14 protein-coding genes are annotated in these 17,310 nt (G+C 71.2%); 8 read left to right on the top strand and 6 right to left on the bottom strand.

All coding sequences use genetic code 11. The features are described 5' to 3' along the window. Positions 1–154: 154 nt before the first annotated feature. Both LZ198_RS39965 and LZ198_RS39960 read left to right on the top strand, forming a co-directional pair. Positions 155–1,687, top strand: coding sequence for a sensor histidine kinase (locus LZ198_RS39965; RefSeq protein ID WP_253977429.1), 1,533 nt, complete (start codon positions 155–157; stop codon positions 1,685–1,687). Then, positions 1,684–2,376 carry a response regulator transcription factor gene (locus tag LZ198_RS39960; RefSeq protein WP_253977428.1) on the top strand — a complete coding sequence of 231 codons (693 nt, stop codon included), beginning with the start codon at positions 1,684–1,686 and terminating at the stop codon, positions 2,374–2,376. Before LZ198_RS39965 ends, LZ198_RS39960 begins: the two co-directional genes overlap by 4 nt. Positions 2,377–2,379: 3 nt before the next feature. On the opposite strand, the gene LZ198_RS39955 is transcribed toward LZ198_RS39960, so the two are convergent. After that, positions 2,380–3,078, bottom strand: coding sequence for a class I SAM-dependent methyltransferase (locus LZ198_RS39955; protein ID WP_256560328.1), 699 nt, complete (start codon positions 3,076–3,078; stop codon positions 2,380–2,382). A 201-nt stretch (positions 3,079–3,279) separates the two neighbouring features. Here LZ198_RS39955 and LZ198_RS39950 point away from each other — a divergent pair, with 201 nt between their 5' ends. Further along, positions 3,280–4,881 carry a ligand-binding sensor domain-containing protein gene (locus tag LZ198_RS39950; RefSeq protein ID WP_253977426.1) on the top strand — a complete coding sequence of 534 codons (1,602 nt, stop codon included), beginning with the start codon at positions 3,280–3,282 and terminating at the stop codon, positions 4,879–4,881. Positions 4,882–4,946: 65 nt separating this feature from the next. On the opposite strand, the gene LZ198_RS43340 is transcribed toward LZ198_RS39950, so the two are convergent. Beyond that, on the bottom strand, positions 4,947–7,631 hold the full coding sequence (locus LZ198_RS43340; protein ID WP_253977425.1) for an amidohydrolase family protein: 2,685 nt from the start codon (positions 7,629–7,631) through the stop codon (positions 4,947–4,949). 122 nt (positions 7,632–7,753) lie between these two features. Between LZ198_RS43340 and LZ198_RS39940 the strand changes: the two genes are divergently transcribed. Beyond that, positions 7,754–9,121 carry a sigma 54-interacting transcriptional regulator gene (locus LZ198_RS39940; RefSeq protein ID WP_253977424.1) on the top strand — a complete coding sequence of 456 codons (1,368 nt, stop codon included), beginning with the start codon at positions 7,754–7,756 and terminating at the stop codon, positions 9,119–9,121. A 12-nt stretch (positions 9,122–9,133) separates the two neighbouring features. Here the strand turns inward: LZ198_RS39940 and LZ198_RS39935 are convergent, their stop codons facing one another. Continuing rightward, on the bottom strand, positions 9,134–9,964 hold the full coding sequence (locus LZ198_RS39935; protein WP_253977423.1) for a M15 family metallopeptidase: 831 nt from the start codon (positions 9,962–9,964) through the stop codon (positions 9,134–9,136). 124 nt (positions 9,965–10,088) lie between these two features. Between LZ198_RS39935 and LZ198_RS39930 the strand changes: the two genes are divergently transcribed. Next, on the top strand, positions 10,089–10,733 hold the full coding sequence (locus LZ198_RS39930; protein ID WP_253977422.1) for a DUF3332 domain-containing protein: 645 nt from the start codon (positions 10,089–10,091) through the stop codon (positions 10,731–10,733). Positions 10,734–11,392: 659 nt separating this feature from the next. Further along, positions 11,393–12,430, top strand: a complete 1,038-nt coding sequence (locus tag LZ198_RS39925) for a PrsW family intramembrane metalloprotease (protein ID WP_253977421.1) — start codon at positions 11,393–11,395, stop codon at positions 12,428–12,430. A 54-nt stretch (positions 12,431–12,484) separates the two neighbouring features. On the opposite strand, the gene LZ198_RS39920 is transcribed toward LZ198_RS39925, so the two are convergent. Continuing rightward, the gene (locus tag LZ198_RS39920) at positions 12,485–13,045 is read right to left on the bottom strand and encodes a hypothetical protein (protein WP_253977420.1); all 561 of its coding nucleotides are present in this window, start codon (positions 13,043–13,045) and stop codon (positions 12,485–12,487) included. Beyond that, complete coding sequence (locus LZ198_RS39915) at positions 13,042–14,388, bottom strand: hypothetical protein (protein ID WP_253977419.1); 1,347 nt, start codon at positions 14,386–14,388, stop codon at positions 13,042–13,044. The genes LZ198_RS39920 and LZ198_RS39915 overlap by 4 nt, the downstream gene beginning before the upstream one ends. A 138-nt stretch (positions 14,389–14,526) precedes the next feature. Between LZ198_RS39915 and LZ198_RS39910 the strand changes: the two genes are divergently transcribed. Beyond that, positions 14,527–15,186, top strand: coding sequence for a gluconate 2-dehydrogenase subunit 3 family protein (locus tag LZ198_RS39910; RefSeq protein ID WP_253977418.1), 660 nt, complete (start codon positions 14,527–14,529; stop codon positions 15,184–15,186). Further along, positions 15,183–16,853 carry a GMC family oxidoreductase gene (locus tag LZ198_RS39905; RefSeq protein ID WP_253977417.1) on the top strand — a complete coding sequence of 557 codons (1,671 nt, stop codon included), beginning with the start codon at positions 15,183–15,185 and terminating at the stop codon, positions 16,851–16,853. The genes LZ198_RS39910 and LZ198_RS39905 overlap by 4 nt, the downstream gene beginning before the upstream one ends. Here the strand turns inward: LZ198_RS39905 and LZ198_RS39900 are convergent, their stop codons facing one another. Beyond that, positions 16,854–17,246, bottom strand: a complete 393-nt coding sequence (locus LZ198_RS39900) for a hypothetical protein (protein ID WP_253977416.1) — start codon at positions 17,244–17,246, stop codon at positions 16,854–16,856. Between the last annotated feature and the right edge of the window lie 64 nt (positions 17,247–17,310).

Below are 17,310 nucleotides of genomic sequence, written 5' to 3'. Positions count from 1 at the left end.
GCCTCCCCCGCGAACCACCATGCTTGCATCAGATGGCGTCCGAAGTCGATTCCTTCCCTCCCCCGAGGCCGGGGGAACGGTCAGGGTCCGGCCACGATGTCCACGGCGAAACGCCACGAGCGTGTGGCACGCGGTGGGAGTAAAGGAGAGGAACGTGTCGCGTTCCGCCCCCGTCATCCTCAGCTTCCGGCGCACCTTCGCGCTGCTCATCATCCTGGTGGTGCTGCCCTCCGCCGGCCTGTCCGGCTTCGGCGTGGTGGCCATCATCAACGAGCGCGCCGCGGTGGAGAAACGCCTGGAGGCCGCGTGGAGGGGGACGCTGGAGGCGCTGTCCCAGGAGCTGCCCGCCGCCCTGGCCTCCGCGCGGCTGGAGGAAGAAGGCGGCACGCTGCGGCTGGTGGCCCCCGACGGGCGCGTCCTCTCCGAACCCAACGGCACCTTCCTCCTGGAAGGCGGCCGGGCGGTGACGGAGGACCCGCTGCTGGCGGAGTCGCTCGCCGCCGTGCTGCCGGAGACCCACTCGTTCCCCGAGTCCCCCACCTTCTTCTCGCTCGCCGCCGGCAGCCACTCCGTGCTGGTGATGGCCGAGCGCGAGGGCCAGGTGGTGCGCGGCGTGCGCCTGTCGGTGCGCGCGCTGGAGGCCCTGCTGACGGAGCGGGTGGAGCCCCGCGCGGTGTCCAGCGAGCCGGTGCGCTTCACCCTCATGCCGGTGCCCCGCGAGCCCAGCGGCGAGGGCGGGCTGATGGGCAAGCTGGTGTCGGAGGTCGCGCAGGCGCGGGCGAGCGCGCTGGGCCCCCAGGTCCTGGCCGAGCGCGTGCTGTCCCCACCGCTCCAGGACTTCCGGCTGGTGGTGCTGCCCACCGGCGAGGACCCGGTGGCGCGCGCCTCCACGCGCAACCGCGCCGTGTACGGCGTGCTGCTCGGGCTGTTCTACCTGACGCTCACCTTCGGCGTCGTCTATACGGGGCGCGTGCTCTACCGCGAGGCGCGGCTGTCCCGGATGAAGACGGACTTCGTGTCGCTGGTGAGCCACGAGCTGCGCACGCCGCTCACCTCCATCCGCATGTTCATCGAGACGCTGGCGCTGGGCCGGCTGAAGGACCCGGCGCAGATGCAGGAAGTGCTCACCCTGCTGACGCGGGAGACGGAGCGCCTGTCCATCTTCATCGAGCGGGTGCTCGACTGGTCGCGCATCGAGGGCGGGCGCAAGGTGTACCAGCCCGAGCGGATGCCGGTCTCCGACGTGGTGGACTCGGCGCTGGCCGCCTTCCGCGCCCAGCGGCTGGAGGGGGGCATGGACCTGAAGGTCGACGTGGCGCAGGAGCTGCCTTGGGTGAGCGTGGACAAGGAGGCGGTCGCCGGGGCGCTGCTCAACCTGCTGCAGAATGCGTACAAGTACAGCGGGCCGGAGGACCGGCGCATCGCGCTCACCGTGCGCCGCAGCCGCCGGTGGGTGGACCTGACGGTGGAGGACAACGGCGTGGGCATCGCCCCCAAGGACCGCAAGCGCATCTTCGAACGCTTCTACCGGGTGGACAATCTGATGACCCGCAAGACGGAGGGCAGCGGACTGGGGCTGGCCATCGCCCGTCGAATCATCGAGGCTCACGGCGGACGCATCGCCGTGAAGAGCGAGCCCGGCCGCGGCAGCCGGTTCACCATCCACCTGCCGGTACAGAAGGCATGAGCGACACGACACGGCGCATCCTGGTGGTCGAGGACGACCTGTCCATCCTCACCGGCCTCTCCATGAACCTGCGCTTCGAGGGCTACGAGGTGCTCCAGGCCCAGGACGGGCGCACCGGCCTGCAACGGGCCCTGGACGATACCCCGGACCTCATCGTGCTGGACCTCATGCTGCCGGAGCTCAACGGCTTCGAGCTGCTCAAGGACCTGCGCCAGCGCGGCCGGGACACCCCCGTGGTGGTGCTGTCCGCCAAGGGCATGGAGACGGACAAGATCCTCGGGCTCAACCTGGGCGCGGACGACTACGTCGTGAAGCCCTTCGGGCTGCAGGAGCTGCTGGCGCGCATCAAGGCGGTGCTGCGGCGGCGCTACCCGTCGCTCGGCGCCGCGCCCCCGGTGACGTTCGGCGACGTGAGCGTGGACATGAACGCGCGCACCGCGTCCCGCGCGGGCGCCCCGGTGGAGCTGACGGCGCAGGAGTTCAAGCTGCTGGCGCACTTCCTGTCCCACCCGGAGCGCACCTTCACGCGCGAGGAGCTGTTGTCCGGCGCGTGGGGCTACCACTACGAGGGCAGCGCGCGCACGGTGGACAACTTCATGCGCCAGCTCCGGCTGAAGTTCGAACCGGACCCGGAGGCGCCCCGCCACTTCGTCACCGTGCGGGGCCTGGGCTACCGCTTCGAGAAGTAGCCCTCAGGGCCCGGCCACGCCGATGTGGCGCGAGTCCTCCAGGTCGAAGGGCTTGCCGTCGAAGCGCCCGTACCGCTCGCGTGGGACGAAGCCCGCGGCGGTGAGGGCCGCGTCCAGCTCCTCCGGGGAGAAGTGCCGCAGCTTGAGGCGGCGGATGGGGCTGGGGGCGTCCGGGCGCTTGCGCTCGCGCAGGTGCAGGGCGAACAGCGGGCGGCGCGGCTCCAGCCCCGCGTTGGGCTCCTCGTCGTCGCGCGGCAGCACGGGCTCGCGGGGCGTGTTGAGCACGTCGTAGACGAAGGTGCCCTCCGGCGTGAGGTGACCGCGCACGGTCGCCAGGAAGGCCTCCAGGTCGTCGTTGCCGGGCATCAGCCCCAGCGCGTGCTGCGGCGCGAGCACCAGCGGGAAGCGGTCCGGCAGCCGCAGCGAGCGCAGGTCCGCGACGAGGAAGCGGGCGCGGTCGGACACCTCCGCGGGCTGCGTGGCGCGGCGCTCCTCGGCGGAGCGGATCATCACCTCCGACGGATCCACCCCCACCGCGGTGAAGCCGTGCTCGGCCAGCGCCCACACCACGCGGCCGTTGGCGGCGCCCAACACCAACACCGGGCCACCATGCTCGCTCGCCTGGCGAGTGTAGAAGAGGAGGTCCGGCTCCTGGCCCACCAAGGACAGAGATGTGCGACCGCGTGCGTCGTTCCCACCCATTTCCGGAAGCCCCTAGCACGAAAAAGGGGCCAGCCGGGACAGTGAGTTGCTCAGGCGGGACACGCCGGTACCCACCGGCTGTCCGGGAGCGGACGCTCCCCCCCTCCCAACGCCAGCCGACACTGGCATCGGCCTTGCGATGTGTCTCGTCGGAGTCGGCCGTTCATGGTGAGCGGACCGAGGTGCGTGGGGAGCAAGCGGATGAGGCGGGGATGGCGCTGGGCAGGCGCGCTCGTCGTGGCGAGCGCGATGTGGACCGTGGGCTGCGACTCGAACAAGAGCGAGGACGAGTCTCAGCAGGACAACCCGAGCATCGATGACCCGGGCACGCCGCCCGACACCGGCACGCCCGACGCGGAGACCCCCGGCACGCCCGACGCGGGAGAGCCGGACGCGGGGAGTCCCGACAGCGGCGTCCCCGACGCGGGAGAACCGGACGCGGGAGGGCCGGACGCGGGCATCCCCGACGCCGGCCCACCCGACGCGGGGCCGGACCCTCGCGCGGAAGCGGAGATTCCCCCCCTGCCCTCGGTGCCGGGCTGGCGCTTCCTGGGCGCGGACCAGGGCGGCCCCGTCACCGTGTACGGCGTGACGGCGGACCAGGGCGGCAACATCTGGGTCGCCGGCGGCGTGGAGGGGCTGTTCCTGCTCAAGCCCGGCGCGGAGCGCTTCGTGCGCTACGGCATGGAGGATGGCCTGCGGCCGTATGGCTTCATGCCGGACGGCAGCACGCCTCCGGGGCCCAAGTACCTGAAGGTCATCTCCGTGGCGGGCGGCAAGTCGGGCACGGTGTACGTGGGCTACGAGGGGATGCCCGGCAAGGGCTCCGACCACTGCGAGAACAACTGGGACGGTCCCAGCCCGGACCCGTCGCGCTACAAGAGCGGTGACGCAGACAAGGTGTCGCTGCACGCGAACGGCACGCTGAGCGTCGTGCACTACGACATCTTCTCCGGCCCCCACGTGGTGAGCGCGGAGCCGCGCGGACGCGAGAAGCTCTGCAACATCCTGCGCATCGCCTACGACAAGAACACCGCGAGCGTGTGGTTCGGCGGCAACCACGGCTTCGCGCGCGGCAACGCGGAGTTCAAGGGCGCGCCCATGTGCAACGGGCAGCTCAACTGCTCCGGCGTCTTCGAGCACGTCCACCCGAGCATCAACGCGTACGACGCCAGCGGGAACATGGTCCTCCTGACGGACGCCTATTACGGCGTCGCCCCGGCACCGAACGGGGACGTCTGGTTCGGCGGCTCGGACCGCACCACGCGCTTCCTGTACGGCACGAACAGCGGCAACTTCTGGCACGCGCAGACGGGCTCGGAGAACGACCCGGCCAACAAGCGCGACCTGTGGCCGGACGCGAAGCCGGAGTACTCGCGGCCCAACGAGCGCGTGCAGGACAACATCTCCGGCGCGGTGGTGGCGCGCGACGGCAGCGTGTGGATGAGCTCGTTCAGCAACGGCCTCGTGCAGCTCGACTCCGGCGGCGGGGTGCTGCGCCGCCTGGGCGCGGGCTCCGGCCTCGTGGACAAGTACCTGTCCTCCGTGGGCCTGGACCCGTCCGACGGCAGCATCTGGACGGGCGCGTCGTGGGGTGGCGGCCTGTCCCGGGTGAAGGGCGGGAGCATCATCAACTACGGCCTGGACCTGTTCGGCGCGAAGTACGGCATGGCGCGCATCAGCGACATCCAGTCCGACACCTCGGGCGGCGGGCGCCGCATGCTGGTGGCCTTCATGGGCCACACCGACTCCGTCACCAAGAAGTGGGTGGCGGGCGGCATCGGCATCTACCAGGGCAACTGAAAGCTGCTCGGGGCCCGACGCGGCGGTCGTCCTCCCTCGCGGGGCGACCGCCGCACTCTTCCGCGCTACTTCGCCGGCAACACCCGGTGCTTCTCGAACAGGGCCTGCTGACGGCTGACGAGCGGCACCTGCGCGCCGCCCAGCCACATGCCCACGGGGCGGGAGGACGACTCCAGCGGGTCTCCCGTCCACAGCACCACGTCCGCCACCGCACCCGGCACGAGCCGCCCCACCGGCAGGTGGAAGGCCTCCGCGACGTTCGACGTCATCGCCCGCAGCGCCTCCGCGTGGGGCAGGCCCCAGGACACCGCGTTGCCGGCCTCCTGGGCCAGCGTGCGCACCATCGCCGGCTCGCCCAGCACGGAGATGAGCACCTTCACCCCCGCCGCGTGCAGGAGCGCCGCCGCGTCGAGCCGGCTGTTGAGCCGGTCGAAGTCCAGCGGCAGGTTCTGCGTGGGCTGGAGGATGACCGGCACCTTCGCCGCCGCCAGCTCGGACGCCACCATCCACGCCTCGCCGCCACCCGCGATGACCAGCTCGAGGCCGTACTCGCGCGCCAGCGCCAGCGCCGCCCGGATGTCCGACACCCGCTGCGCCACCACCACCACCGGCAGGGTGCCCGCGAGCACGGGCTGCATCGCCTCCAGGTCCAACCGGCTCGCGGCGACGTCGCGCATGCGGCGCTGCTCGAAGTCCGCCTTGCGCCGGCCGTACTCGCGCGCGTCGAAGAGCAGCTCGCGCAGCCGCTCCAGCACCAGCGCCCGGGAGCCCGACACCGCGTCGCGCCCCGGCGTGCCCAGGTTGACGTGCATGGCCAGCGCCCCGCGCCGCACCGTGCCGTCCGTCGTCACATAGGCGCTCTGTCCGGACACCAGCCCGCCGTGCTGCACCGTCACCGCGCCGGTGACCCCGCCCAGGCGCGCCACCGGGAACACCGCCGAGGCGGGATTGACGCTGTCCGCGGACTGGAGCGCCGCGCGCACGTCCCGCCGGTCCGCGTCTCCCCTCAGCCCGTCATCCTGGGACTGCGACTCCTGGCCCACCTCCACCAGTCCGAGCTGCGTGAGCGGATCCACGAGGCCCGGCGTCAGCAACCGCCCCTTCCCCTCCACCGTCCGGCAACCCGTGGGCGCCGCCACGCCGGCCGGCTTCACGCTCGCCACCTTCCCACCGTCCAGCACCACCGTGGCGTCGCGCATCCAGCCGGCGCCCGTGAACGCCGTCACGCCCAGGAACGCCGTGCACGCCTGCGTCCCCACCGGCACCAACGCGGCGCACGCGGCGTCCCTCGACACGTCACACGCCGCCGTCAGCCCCAGGTCCGCGAGGGACGGCGCCGGCGCCGACGACGCCACCAGCCGCGCCGAGCCCCGGGCCATGTCCCCCACCTCGAAGTCGCTCGCCTCCACCGCGCCGGACGCCGCGTCGAAGGTGACGACGCCGTCCGCCCACACGCGCTGCGCCCGCGCGTAGACGCTCAGCGGGTGCCCCTTCCACAGCACCACGTCCGCCATCTTCCCCGGCTCCAACGAACCGGTGAGCGCCTCCACGCCCATCACCCACGCCGCGTTCAGCGTCACCCAGCGCAGCGCCTCCTCCTCCGTCAGGGGGATGCCGGACTCCCGCGCGCGCCACAGCGCCTTGCCGGCCTCCTGGTTCAGCCGCTGGATGCCGTAGGCGGAGTCGGAGTGGATGACGGCCTTGCCGCCCACCTGCGACACGAGGCCCGCGTTCTCGGGGATGCCGTCCCAGGCCTCCAGCTTGAAGCCCCACCAGTCCGCCCAGGTGGCCACCGCCACGTTCTTCGCCGCCAGGCTGTCGCGGACCTTGTAGGCCTCCAGCGCGTGGTGGAAGGCGCGGATGGAGTAGCCCGCCTCCTGGGCGACCTGGAGCATCACCTCCATCTCGTCCGCGCGGTAGCAGTGGTTCTGGACCAGGATGTTGCCGCGCAGCACCTCCGCCAGCGTCTCCAGCTTCAGGTCCCGGGCGGGAGCCGGCCCGGCCTCGTCGGGCGACTTCTCCTTCTTCTTCGTCCAGTCCGCCCACTTGTCCATGTACTCGCGCGCCTGCGCGAAGGCCTGCCGGTAGCCAGCCACGTTGCCCATGCGGGTGGAGGGCGCCATCTTCCGGTCCTGCCCGTAGACGCGCCGGGGGTTCTCGCCGCACGCCATCTTCAGCGAGTCCCTCGCGCCCGGAAACCGCACCTCCGCCGCCGAGCGCCCGAAGTGCAGCTTCACCGGGAACCCCCGCCCCCCCACCAGGTTGGCGCTGCCCGGGAGGACCAGCAGGGACGTCACCCCGCCCGCCGCCGCCCGCCGCAGGCCCGGGTCCTGGGGCCAGAACGAGTGCTCGGCGGAGACCTCGGCCGTCACCGGCGCCGTGGCCTCGTTGCCGTCCGAATTCGAGAACGACTCCGGGGTGGCATACACGCCCAGGTGGCTGTGGGCGTCGATGATGCCGGGGGTCACGTAGAGGCCGGTGCCGTCCACCTCCTCCGCGCCCGGAGGCGTCGCCACCTCCGCGCTCCGCCCCACCGCCGTCAACTTCCCGTCCACCCAGGCCACCGCCCCGTCCTCGATGGCGGGGCCCGTGGCGGGCATCACCGTCGCGTGACGGACCACCACTGCCCGGGCCTGCTTCCAGACCCGGGTGGCGGCCGGAGGCGAGGCGGCGGGAGCGACGGGGGGCGGCGCCTGGGGCACCGTGGCGCAAGCGGAAACCAGCAACAGGGGCAGGGTACGGAAGCGCATGGGCCGCGTCGTAGCACGCTCCCATGGGGCTCCAACCATGCCCACCGGCCAGGAAGGCAGGCGCCGTCCGCCACACAGGAAATCACTTCGCGACGAGAAGCCGTCTAGAATCCCCGCCGGACATGCCCCCCCCTCTGCCCCCAGCGCCCATCCCCACGCACACGGTCATCAACGCACGGGCCCAGGGTGAGCGACTCTCCGCGCAGCAGTTCCACCTCGTGCTGCTGGACACCGAGCGCGCAGGCACCGTCTTCCCCCTGGCGAACGAAGCCCTGCGCGTGGGCAAGGCGCCCGACAACGACGTCGTCATCGACCACCCCACGGTGAGCCGCAACCACCTGCTGGTGCGCCGCATGGGCGACCGCTTCCTGGTCCAGGACCTCGACTCCACCAACGGCACGTTCCTCGACGGCGCCCAGGTGCGCGAGGCGTACCTGCGCCCCGGCGCGCTGCTGGAGGTGGGCGACGTGCGCCTGCGCTTCAGCCCGCAACTGGCCCCCGTGCAGGTGGAGCCCACGCAGGAGGACCGGCTCGGGGACCTGGTGGGCCGCAGCCTGCCCATGCGGCAGATCTTCGCGCTGCTGCAGCGCATCGCCCCCACGGACTCCACCCTGCTGCTGGTGGGCGAGACGGGCTCCGGCAAGGGCGCCGCCGCCAAGGCCATCCACAAGCTGAGCCCGCGCGCCCCCGGGCCGCTCGTCGTCTTCGACTGCGCCAGCGTCTCCGACTCCCTCATCGAGAGCGAGCTGTTCGGCCACGAGAAGGGCGCCTTCACCGGCGCCGTCAGCCAGCGCATCGGGTGCCTGGAGCGCGCCAACGGCGGCACGCTCTTCCTGGATGAGATCGACGACCTGGCGCTGGACCTGCAGCCCAAGCTCCTGCGCGCCATCGAGGACCGGGAGTTCCGCAGGCTCGGCGCCTCCTCCGCCATCTCCTTCGACGCGCGCATCGTCGTGGCCAGCAAGAAGGACCTGTGGGCGGAGACGCAGGCGGGCCGCTTCCGCGAGGACCTCTACTTCCGCCTCTCCGTGTTCACCGTCAGCCTGCCGCCGCTGCGCGACCGCAAGGAGGACATCCCGCTCCTGGTGGACGCCTTCGCGGGAGAGGGCCTGTGGCTGCGGCTGCCGGAGAAGATTCGCGAGCAGTTCACCGGGCACACGTGGCCGGGCAACGTGCGCGAGCTGCGCAACGCCCTGGAGCGCGCGCGCCACATGGTGGACATCCCGGAGCTGGCCGGGGACGCGCTCCTGCGCGAGTTCACCCGCGAGCCCCCCGCCCCCTCCGGCGACTTCCTCCCGGCGGAGTTCACCGGCCCCTTCAAGGTCTGCAAGGACGAGCTCATCCGCGCCTTCGAGCGCGAATACCTCACCCGCCTGCTCGGCCGCGCCAAGGGCAACATCGCCCGCGCCGCGCGCGAGGCGGAGCTGGACCGCAAGCACCTCTACTCGCTGCTGCACAAGTACGGCCTGGTGCAGAGCGAGGTCGACTGAGCCCGGGGCCCTTCAGCGCGCGGGCGCGCAGTCCGGATCCAACAGCTCCGGGCGGTATTCGAAGTGCATCGTGTCGTAGTGGTACCAGCGCCCGCCCCAGATGAAGCCCTCCGCCTCGAAGGCCTCCACGAGCACCTGGGGCACCTCGTTGCGCCAGCGCACCGGCTGCCGGGGGCGCTGCCATTCCCAGTAGTGCGAGCGCGCCGTGTTCAGGTCCAGCGAGACGCCATACGCGTGCGCGCTGCGGCGCCGGGTGTTCGCGACGTTGCGCCAGACGAAGGTGCCGCCGACGTTCGTGAGGAACGGCCGGAGCGACGCGTCCTTCGCGACGAGCGCCTCCAGCCGCGCCGCGAGGCGTTGGAAGACAGGCTCCACCTTGCGGTGCACCTTCAACGACTGCCCGAGGAAGCGGATGGGCACCACGTCCACCTTCGCCTCCGCGTCGCCGTAGGTGGCGGTGAAGAGCGGGTCGAAGCGGATGCGCCCCGGGTCGTCGTCCTCGCGAGTCACGGGAGTGACGGCCCCCGCGCGGTAGGGAATGGAGAGCGTGTCCTCCAGGTCCGGTGACTCCAGCCGCTGCTCGAACGTCTTCTGCTTCCCGTCATCGAAGGGGAAGGTGCGCCCGTCGGGGAGGCGGAAACCCCAGCCCGCGTCGAGCCGCACGGGCGCGAGCACGGGGTACCACTTCACCAGACAGCGAAGCGCCCCAGGTGGATCGCCGTCGCCGTCCTCGGCGGGGACGGAGGCCATGGACGGAGCGCCCGCCAGCAGCCCGAGCGCGACGCAGGCCCCGCGCGAGGCCGACCCGATACGACTCCGAGGAGAAGGGGTGTTGGAAGTCACACCTCCATCCTCGCATCCGCCGCGCGAAGTGGTGAGCACTGGACGGGGCCTACAACGGTGCGTGACGTGCAGCCGCGTCATGGCATGGTCCCCGCCCGTCCAACGCCCTCAGGAGGGTCCCCCCATGAAGCGTCCTTCACCGTGGCTCGCAGTGATGTGCGCGGGTTTCATCTCCATGCATGCGACGGGCTGCTTCGGCAGCTTCAAGCTCACGCAGAAGATCTGGCAGTTCAACAAGAACATCTCCGGCGAGAAGTTCGTGCAGTGGCTGATGTTCCTCGTGCTCATCATCGTCCCCGTGTACGAGCTGAGCACGATCATCGACGCGCTCATCATCAACAGCATCGAGTTCTGGAGCGGCAACAACCCGGTGTCGAGCGCGGACGGGGCGGATGACGGCACGCGCGTGGTGCGGCTGAGCCCCACGGACGTGCTGCGCATGTCGCGCGACGCGGAGACCGGGGTGATGCGCCTGGAGGTCCAGCACGAGGGCGAGGAGCCCGTGGTGCGCTACTTCGAGCCGCTGGAGAACGGCATGGTGGTGCGCGACGACGCGGGCGCGCTGCTCATTCGCGCCGAGGAGGCCGCGGATGGCGCGGTCGCGGTGACGGACGGCGCGGGTGTCACCCTCACGGTCCACGCCCGCGAGGCCGTGGCGCTGGCCCGGCGCATCTACGAGGAAGGTGGCGCCTCCGCGCTCGCGCGGCACACCGTGGCCCAGGCCTCCGTGTCGCGAGGCCTGGCGCTCGGCGTCTGCACCACGCCGTAGACCGCTGATGAGTCCAGCTCCGCCGGGCGGGCAGCTCCGCCCGGTGGAGGATGCACCGGCGCTCGCGCGTCGGGTGTCGCCGTGTCTGGTGCTCGGCGTCTGCGCCACGTCGCGGACCGCTGACGCATCCAGCTCCGCCAGGCGGACAGCTCCTCCCGGTGGAGGATGCACCGGGCGCTCAAGCGTCGGGTGTCGCCGTGTCTGGTGCTCCGCATCTACGCCACATCGTGGACCGCGGATGGGTCCCCGGCTCCGCCGGGCGGACAGCTCCGCCCGGTGGAGGATGCACCAGGCGCTCGCGCGTCGGATGTCGCCAAGTCAAGCGCTCGGCATCTGCGCCACAGCGCGCGGCCCCGTATCACGGAAGGCCTCTCGCGGCAGAGGATGCATTGGACGCGCTCTCTTCGAGAGGCGCGGTCCCCGCGCGTGTCGTGGACGGCTCGCGAACACACGCGGAAGAAACGAGAGCACTCGCGGGCCAAGCCTCGGACGGCAACAGACGTCACGCCCCCACGGACACCACGGCCCCCCTGTCGCGCCCCGAGCTTCCGTGGCAACGATGAGCGCCCTCCGACTGTGCACGCGCGGCCGGACACGGCCCAGGCGCCCCGTCCCGACACGGGCATTCCCAGGCGAGTCCCGCCTGCTAGCGTGCGGCCATGCTGGATCTGCTTCTCGCTGGGTCGGCCATCGTCCCATCGCTCCTGCTGTTCTGGTACATCCGCTCGCGCGACCAACGCCCCGAACCGGCCGGCGTACTCCTCGGCACGTTCCTCCTCGGCGCCGCCATCTGCATCCCCGTGGTGCCGGTGGCCATGGCGCTCGAGAAGCTGGGTCAGACGTGGGTCATGGGGACGTGGAGCAGCGCGCTGTCTCAGTCCTTCCTCGGCGCCGCCATTCCGGAGGAGCTCTTCAAGTTCCTCGTGCTCTACCGCTATGCCTGGCGCAAGCCCGCCTTCGACGAGCCCGTGGACGGCGTGGTGTACGGCGCCACCGCGTCGCTCGGCTTCGCCACGCTGGAGAACGTCCTCTACGTGAGCGACGGAGGCCTCGGGGTGGCGTTCATGCGCGCCATCACCGCCGTGCCCGGCCACGCGTTCATGGGCGTGGTGATGGGCGCATTCGTCGGCCGCGCGCGCCGCCGACCGGCGGGCCAGCGCTTCTCGCTCCTCGCCGCCGGCCTGGGTTGGGCCATCCTCCTGCATGGCGCCTACGACCTCTTCCTGATGACCCACACCGGCTACGCCGTGCTCTCGCTGGTCGTGCTGGGCATCCTCGTCTGGTGGGGTCGCCGCCTCTACCTGGAGCTCCAGGCGGACCAGCGCGAGCACATGCGGCTGAGCGCCCATCTCGCCCACGTGCGCCGCGTCGCCGGCCTGCCACCCGGGGCTCCGGACGACATCCCCCTGCCCCATCACCCCGGCGCGCCCCTGCCAGCCGAGTTCGTCGCGGAGCCAGGGCGCTCACCCTGGAATTGGATGAAGCTGGCCATCGCGAGCACGGGCCTGACCATCGTCGCGCTCATGACGGTCGCGGGCTTCCACCAACTGCTCTACATGCCGGAGCGGGACGGCCTCCACGTGGCGTCGTGGGTGGTGACGCTGGCCCTCTTCCACATCCCCACGGTGCCCTTCTTGCGGCTGTTCCGCTCCGGGCTCCGCCTCGAGCCCGTCCCCCGGTTCACCGGGCCGGGCTGACAGGCTCATGGTGGGCGCTGGCCTCGCGCGCCAGCGCCCACCGCGTGCTCGACCTCAGGTCCCCGAATCCGTGACGCCGCCGTCGAGCGGCTCGCCGACGTCCGGGCCGAAGCCCGCGTCCTGCGCCACGGCGGAGAACGTCCCGTCGAGCGTCCGTCCCGCGCCGTAGCCCTCGCCCTTCTGGAAGGACATGCCGAACTCGCCGCGCGTGTCCTCGCCGGGGTTGCCGCCCTCGTCCAGCTCCAGCGAGCCCTTGGACACCGGCGCGAAGACGCGCGCGGGCTCGCCCGCGTTGAGGTGCACCACCGTCGTGCGCGCCAGGCCCGACGGCGTGTTGCCCGCCAGGTTCACCTTCGAGCCCGGCCGCAGGTCCAGCCCCTCCGTGGACACGGTGATGCGCGCCACCAGGTCCACGTCGAGGTCGTTGTTGCGGTAGTAGCTGACCTGGAACGCCTCCGCGTTGCGGAGGATCTCCACCTTGGACACGTCCAGCGGGAACAGCTCGGACGCGCTGCCCGACAGCGAGTTGTCCGGCCGGGCGCACGCGACCACCCCGGCCCCGGCGGCGAGCCCCGCCAGCGTCAGCGCGGCCAGCGCGCGAGCCGCCCTCCTCATCGCTCCACCGCCAGGTGCAGGACGCCCTTCTTCGTCGGCGACACCACGGGCGTGCGGTACAGCACCACGCGCTTGCCCGAGCTCAGGTACGCCAGCTTCGGCGACCAGCCGCCGTTGGCGTCCACCAGCGTCTCGCGCCAGATACCGCCGATGCGCGTGGCGACGACCAGCTTGTCCTCGTTGGGGTTGCAGCTCGTGTCGTTGCGGCCCGCGGCCTCCGCGCAGATGTAATAGGCGATGGACGGGTCGTGGTTCACCGGGTCGAACGCCAGCGACGGGTACCAGCCGCCGGTGCCGTGGTGGTAGACGGGGTCCGGCGACGTCCAGTCCGCCGCCGCCGTGCAGCTCGTCGCACTCCGGTCCGCGCATTCGATATAGGTCAGCTTGTCGTCGGACTTGGACAGCACCGCGATGCCGAAGCCCGCCTCCGCGTCGTAGGCCATGGACGGCCCGAGCTGCCCGTTGGCCAGCACCTGCACCTTCGTGGGCGCCGACCACGTGGTGCCGTTCGCGTTGCGCCGCTGGAAGACGACGTCCGCGCCAGTGGCCTGCGCGCTCTCGAACGCGCGGTCGTGCACCACCGCCGGCTGCGCGCCCGCCTGGATGAGGGAGATGTGACCGCCGAAGCCCTCCTTCGTGTCACCCGACGGCGCCACCATGTTGAACGTCCACGCGGTGGGACCGCCGATGGCCAGCTCCAGGTCCGCCGACTCCCAGTCCTGACGGCCGAAGTTGCCGTTGTGCCCGTCGCGGTACGCCACGAGCGCCTGGTTGCCGGAGAAGATGATGGAGGGATTGAGCCCCACCAGGAAGCCCGCGTCGCTCAGCGGGTTGTTGGTGAGCGCCGCGTTGGAGCGCGTGGCGACGATGCGCTCGGTCCACGTGCCGTTCGCGTTCCGGTACGACACCGCCAGGTCGCTCTGCAGCCAGAAGGTGGAGTCGTCGCGACCGCCACCCAGGTACGCCACCGCGGGCTGACCGTCCGGACCGAACGCCAGCGACACGCCGTACACGCGCTGCACGGTGACGATCTTCTCCACCGGCCCCAGCGTGCCGCCGTCGAACTCGCGGTAGCGCAGGTCGTAGTTCGCCACGCTGCCCGTCATGGTCCCGTTGTTCACGAAGTACACCATGCCGATGCGGTCGTTCGGTCCCACCGCCATGGCGATGTTGGAGATGGGATTGAACTCGCTCGGGTCCGCGTCCACCTCCAGCTTCGTGAAGGGGGTCTGCTCCTCCGAGCCGCCGTCCGAACCACCGTCCGCGCCAGGATTGGTCGGCGGGGAATCCTTGCCGCAGCCCAGCGCCAATACCAATCCCAGTGTCCAGGCATGCCGTTTCATCTTCCGTCTCCTTGCGTTGTCGGACCCGACCGTCGTCGCCGCGCATCCTATGTCAGCGTGACTCGCGGGGGAGCAGGCGAGCGATACATCCGGACTCGAAGCCAAGGACCTCGCGCTGGGTTAGGCTCACACGCACCTATGGCCCGTGCGCGTTCTCCCCTTCGACGCCTGTCGCGGCGCTCCTTCATCCAACGTCTGACCTTCCTGGGCGGCGGTGTCGTGCTGCTCGGTCCCGTTGCATGCAAGCGCTCGTCCGACGACTCCTCCAAGGCCCCTCCCAAGGACCCCGGTCCACTCGCGCGTGAAAGTGGGGGGAAGACTCCACGGACTTTCTCGGCGTTCGAGTACGCCGTCGTCGTCGCCGCCACCGAGCGCATCCTCCCGCGCGACGAGGACCCCGGCGCGACCGACGCGGACGTGGCCGTCTACATCGACCGCATCCTCCAGACACCGGAGATGGAGCCCATCCGCGGCGACTTCCTCGAGGGCGTGGCCGCGCTGGAGCGACGCGCCCAGCGCATGTTCCAGAAGGGCTTCGCCACCCTGACGCCCGCGCAGCAGGACGAGCTGCTCACCCTCTTCAAGGACAGCCCGGGCAAGAGCGGCGAGGCGCACTTCTTCGAGCTGCTCACCGTGCTGTCGCTGGAGGGCTTCCTCGGGGATCCGTCCTACGGCGGCAACAAGGGGCGCGTGGGCTGGCGGCTGGTGGGGTTCGACACCGTGGGCACGGTGGCCATGGCGCCGCCGGACGACTACGACGGGCCGAAGTGCCTGCGCGAGTGCGGGGTCCACAAGTGAGCCTGCCCGAGGTCGACATCTGCATCATCGGCAGCGGCGCGGGCGGCGCGCCCATGGCGCTGGAGCTGGGGCGCGCGGGCTTCAAGGTCGTCGTGCTGGAGAAGGGGCCGCACTACCGGCCCCAGGACTTCATCCACGATGAAATCCTCAACAGCCGCCGCAACTTCTTCATGCCGTTGCCGTGGGAGGAGCCGCACCTCATCCGGCGCAACGCCAAGGAGCGCTACGAGCGGAGCACCGCGGCGTGGACGGCCAACTGCGTGGGTGGTGGCACCGTCCACATGAGCGGCTTCTTCTACCGGCTCAAGCCGGTGGACTTCCGGCTGCGCAGCACGCTGGGCGCGGTGCCCGGCAGCACCGTCGTGGACTGGCCCATCTCCTACGAGGAGCTGGCGCCCTTCTACGACAAGGCGGAGGTGGAGCTGGGCGTGTCCGGACAGGCGGTGCCCCACCCGTTCGCCGAGCCCCGCAGCGGTCCGTATCCCCTGCCCGCACTGGACGTGCATCCGGTGGCGGGGGAAATCGACAAGGCGTGCGCGGCCATGGGCTGGCACTCGCTGCCCACCGCGCGCGGCATCATCAGCCGGCCGTACAAGGGGCGCGCGCCGTGTGCGTACTGCGCGCTGTGTGGCAGCTACGGCTGCGAGATGGGGGCCAAGAGCGGGACGAACGCCAACCTCATCCCCGCCGCCATCGCCACCGGCAACGTGCAGGTGCGCCCCGGCTGCATGGCCCGCACGGTGGAGGTGGACCGCAAGGGCCGCGCGCGCAGCGTCGTCTACGTGGACCCGGACGGGGTCACCCAGGAGCAGCCGGCCAAGGTCATCGTCGTGTCGTGCACGGCGGTGGAGAGCGCGCGCCTGCTCCTCAACTCCACGTCCAGCCGCTTCTCCCAGGGGCTCGCCAACGGCAGCGGGCTGGTGGGCAAGAACCTCATCTTCAGCTCGTTCGGCGAATCGCAGGCGACGTTCCGGCTGTCGAAACAGGCGGACAAGCGCCCGTGGTTGAAGGACCCGGGGCCCTTCGTCAACCGCAGCATCCAGGACTTCTACCTGATGCCTGACACGCGCTTCGGCTTCCGCAAGGGCGGCACGTTGGGCTTCATGTGGACGCACCCCAATCCCATCCACGCGGCGACAGGGTTGGCGGGCAGCGGGGCGTCCGCTGTCTTCGGCAAGGAATTGAAGGACCGGATGCGGGCCTACCGCGACTCACGCATCCTCCAGTTCGAGGTGTACGCGGAGTACCTCCCCACCCCCGGCAGCTACGTCGGCGTGGAGCAGGGGGTGAAGGACCACTTCGGCATCCCCGTGGCGGCCATCACCGTGGAGCGCCACCCGCTGGACCTGGTGGCCACGCGCTTCCTCGTCGACCGCGGCGAGGAGGTGCTGCTGCGGCTGGAGCCGGACGAGGTGAAGCGCACCAACACCACGGGCGAGACGACCATCCTCCAGCACGGCACCTGCCGCTTCGGGGACGACGCCGCGACGTCGGTGCTCGACAAGCACTGCCGCGCCCACGAGGTGCCCAACCTCTACGTGGTGGACGGCAGCTTCATGCCCACCGGCGGCAGTGTGCCCTCCACGCTCACCATCGCCGCCAACAGCTTCCGCGTGGCGGACCACCTGGTGCGCTCGCTCAAGTCGGGCGCCCGCGCGGGGGGCTAGCTAGCGCGCGCGCAGGGGCTCCACGTCCACCTTCACGGCGTAGCGCCCCTGCAGGTCCGAGTCGAATTCGATGAGGTGGTCGCCCACGCCGATGACGTCCGCCTCCAGGGAGAAGACACCGAACTTCTCCATCTGGTCCAACACCGAGCGGCCCGCGGTCGCCTTGCGGGTGCGCGCGCGGCAGCCATCCTCGTGGAAGAGGACGACCGTCTCCTCGCCCGCCGCCGTCACCTCGTCCAGGAAGAAGCTCACCTTGACGGTGGAGGCCTCCGGCACCTGCACGATGAACTGCCCATGCCCGGGGAAGCGCCCCTCCGCCCACGACTCCGAGCCCAGGATGCAGCCGGCGATGCGGTTGCAGACCGGCCAGGTGGCATCACACGAATCCTTCACGCGCGGCCCGATGAAGTCATCCCGCGTGTCCCCACATCCCACCGCCAATGCCACGCACAGAATT

This window comes from Myxococcus dinghuensis (assembly GCF_024198235.1).
Classification (GTDB): domain Bacteria; phylum Myxococcota; class Myxococcia; order Myxococcales; family Myxococcaceae; genus Myxococcus; species Myxococcus dinghuensis.
The sequence above is the reverse complement of the archived record's forward strand: the minus strand, read 5'-3'. Positions and strand labels throughout refer to the sequence as shown.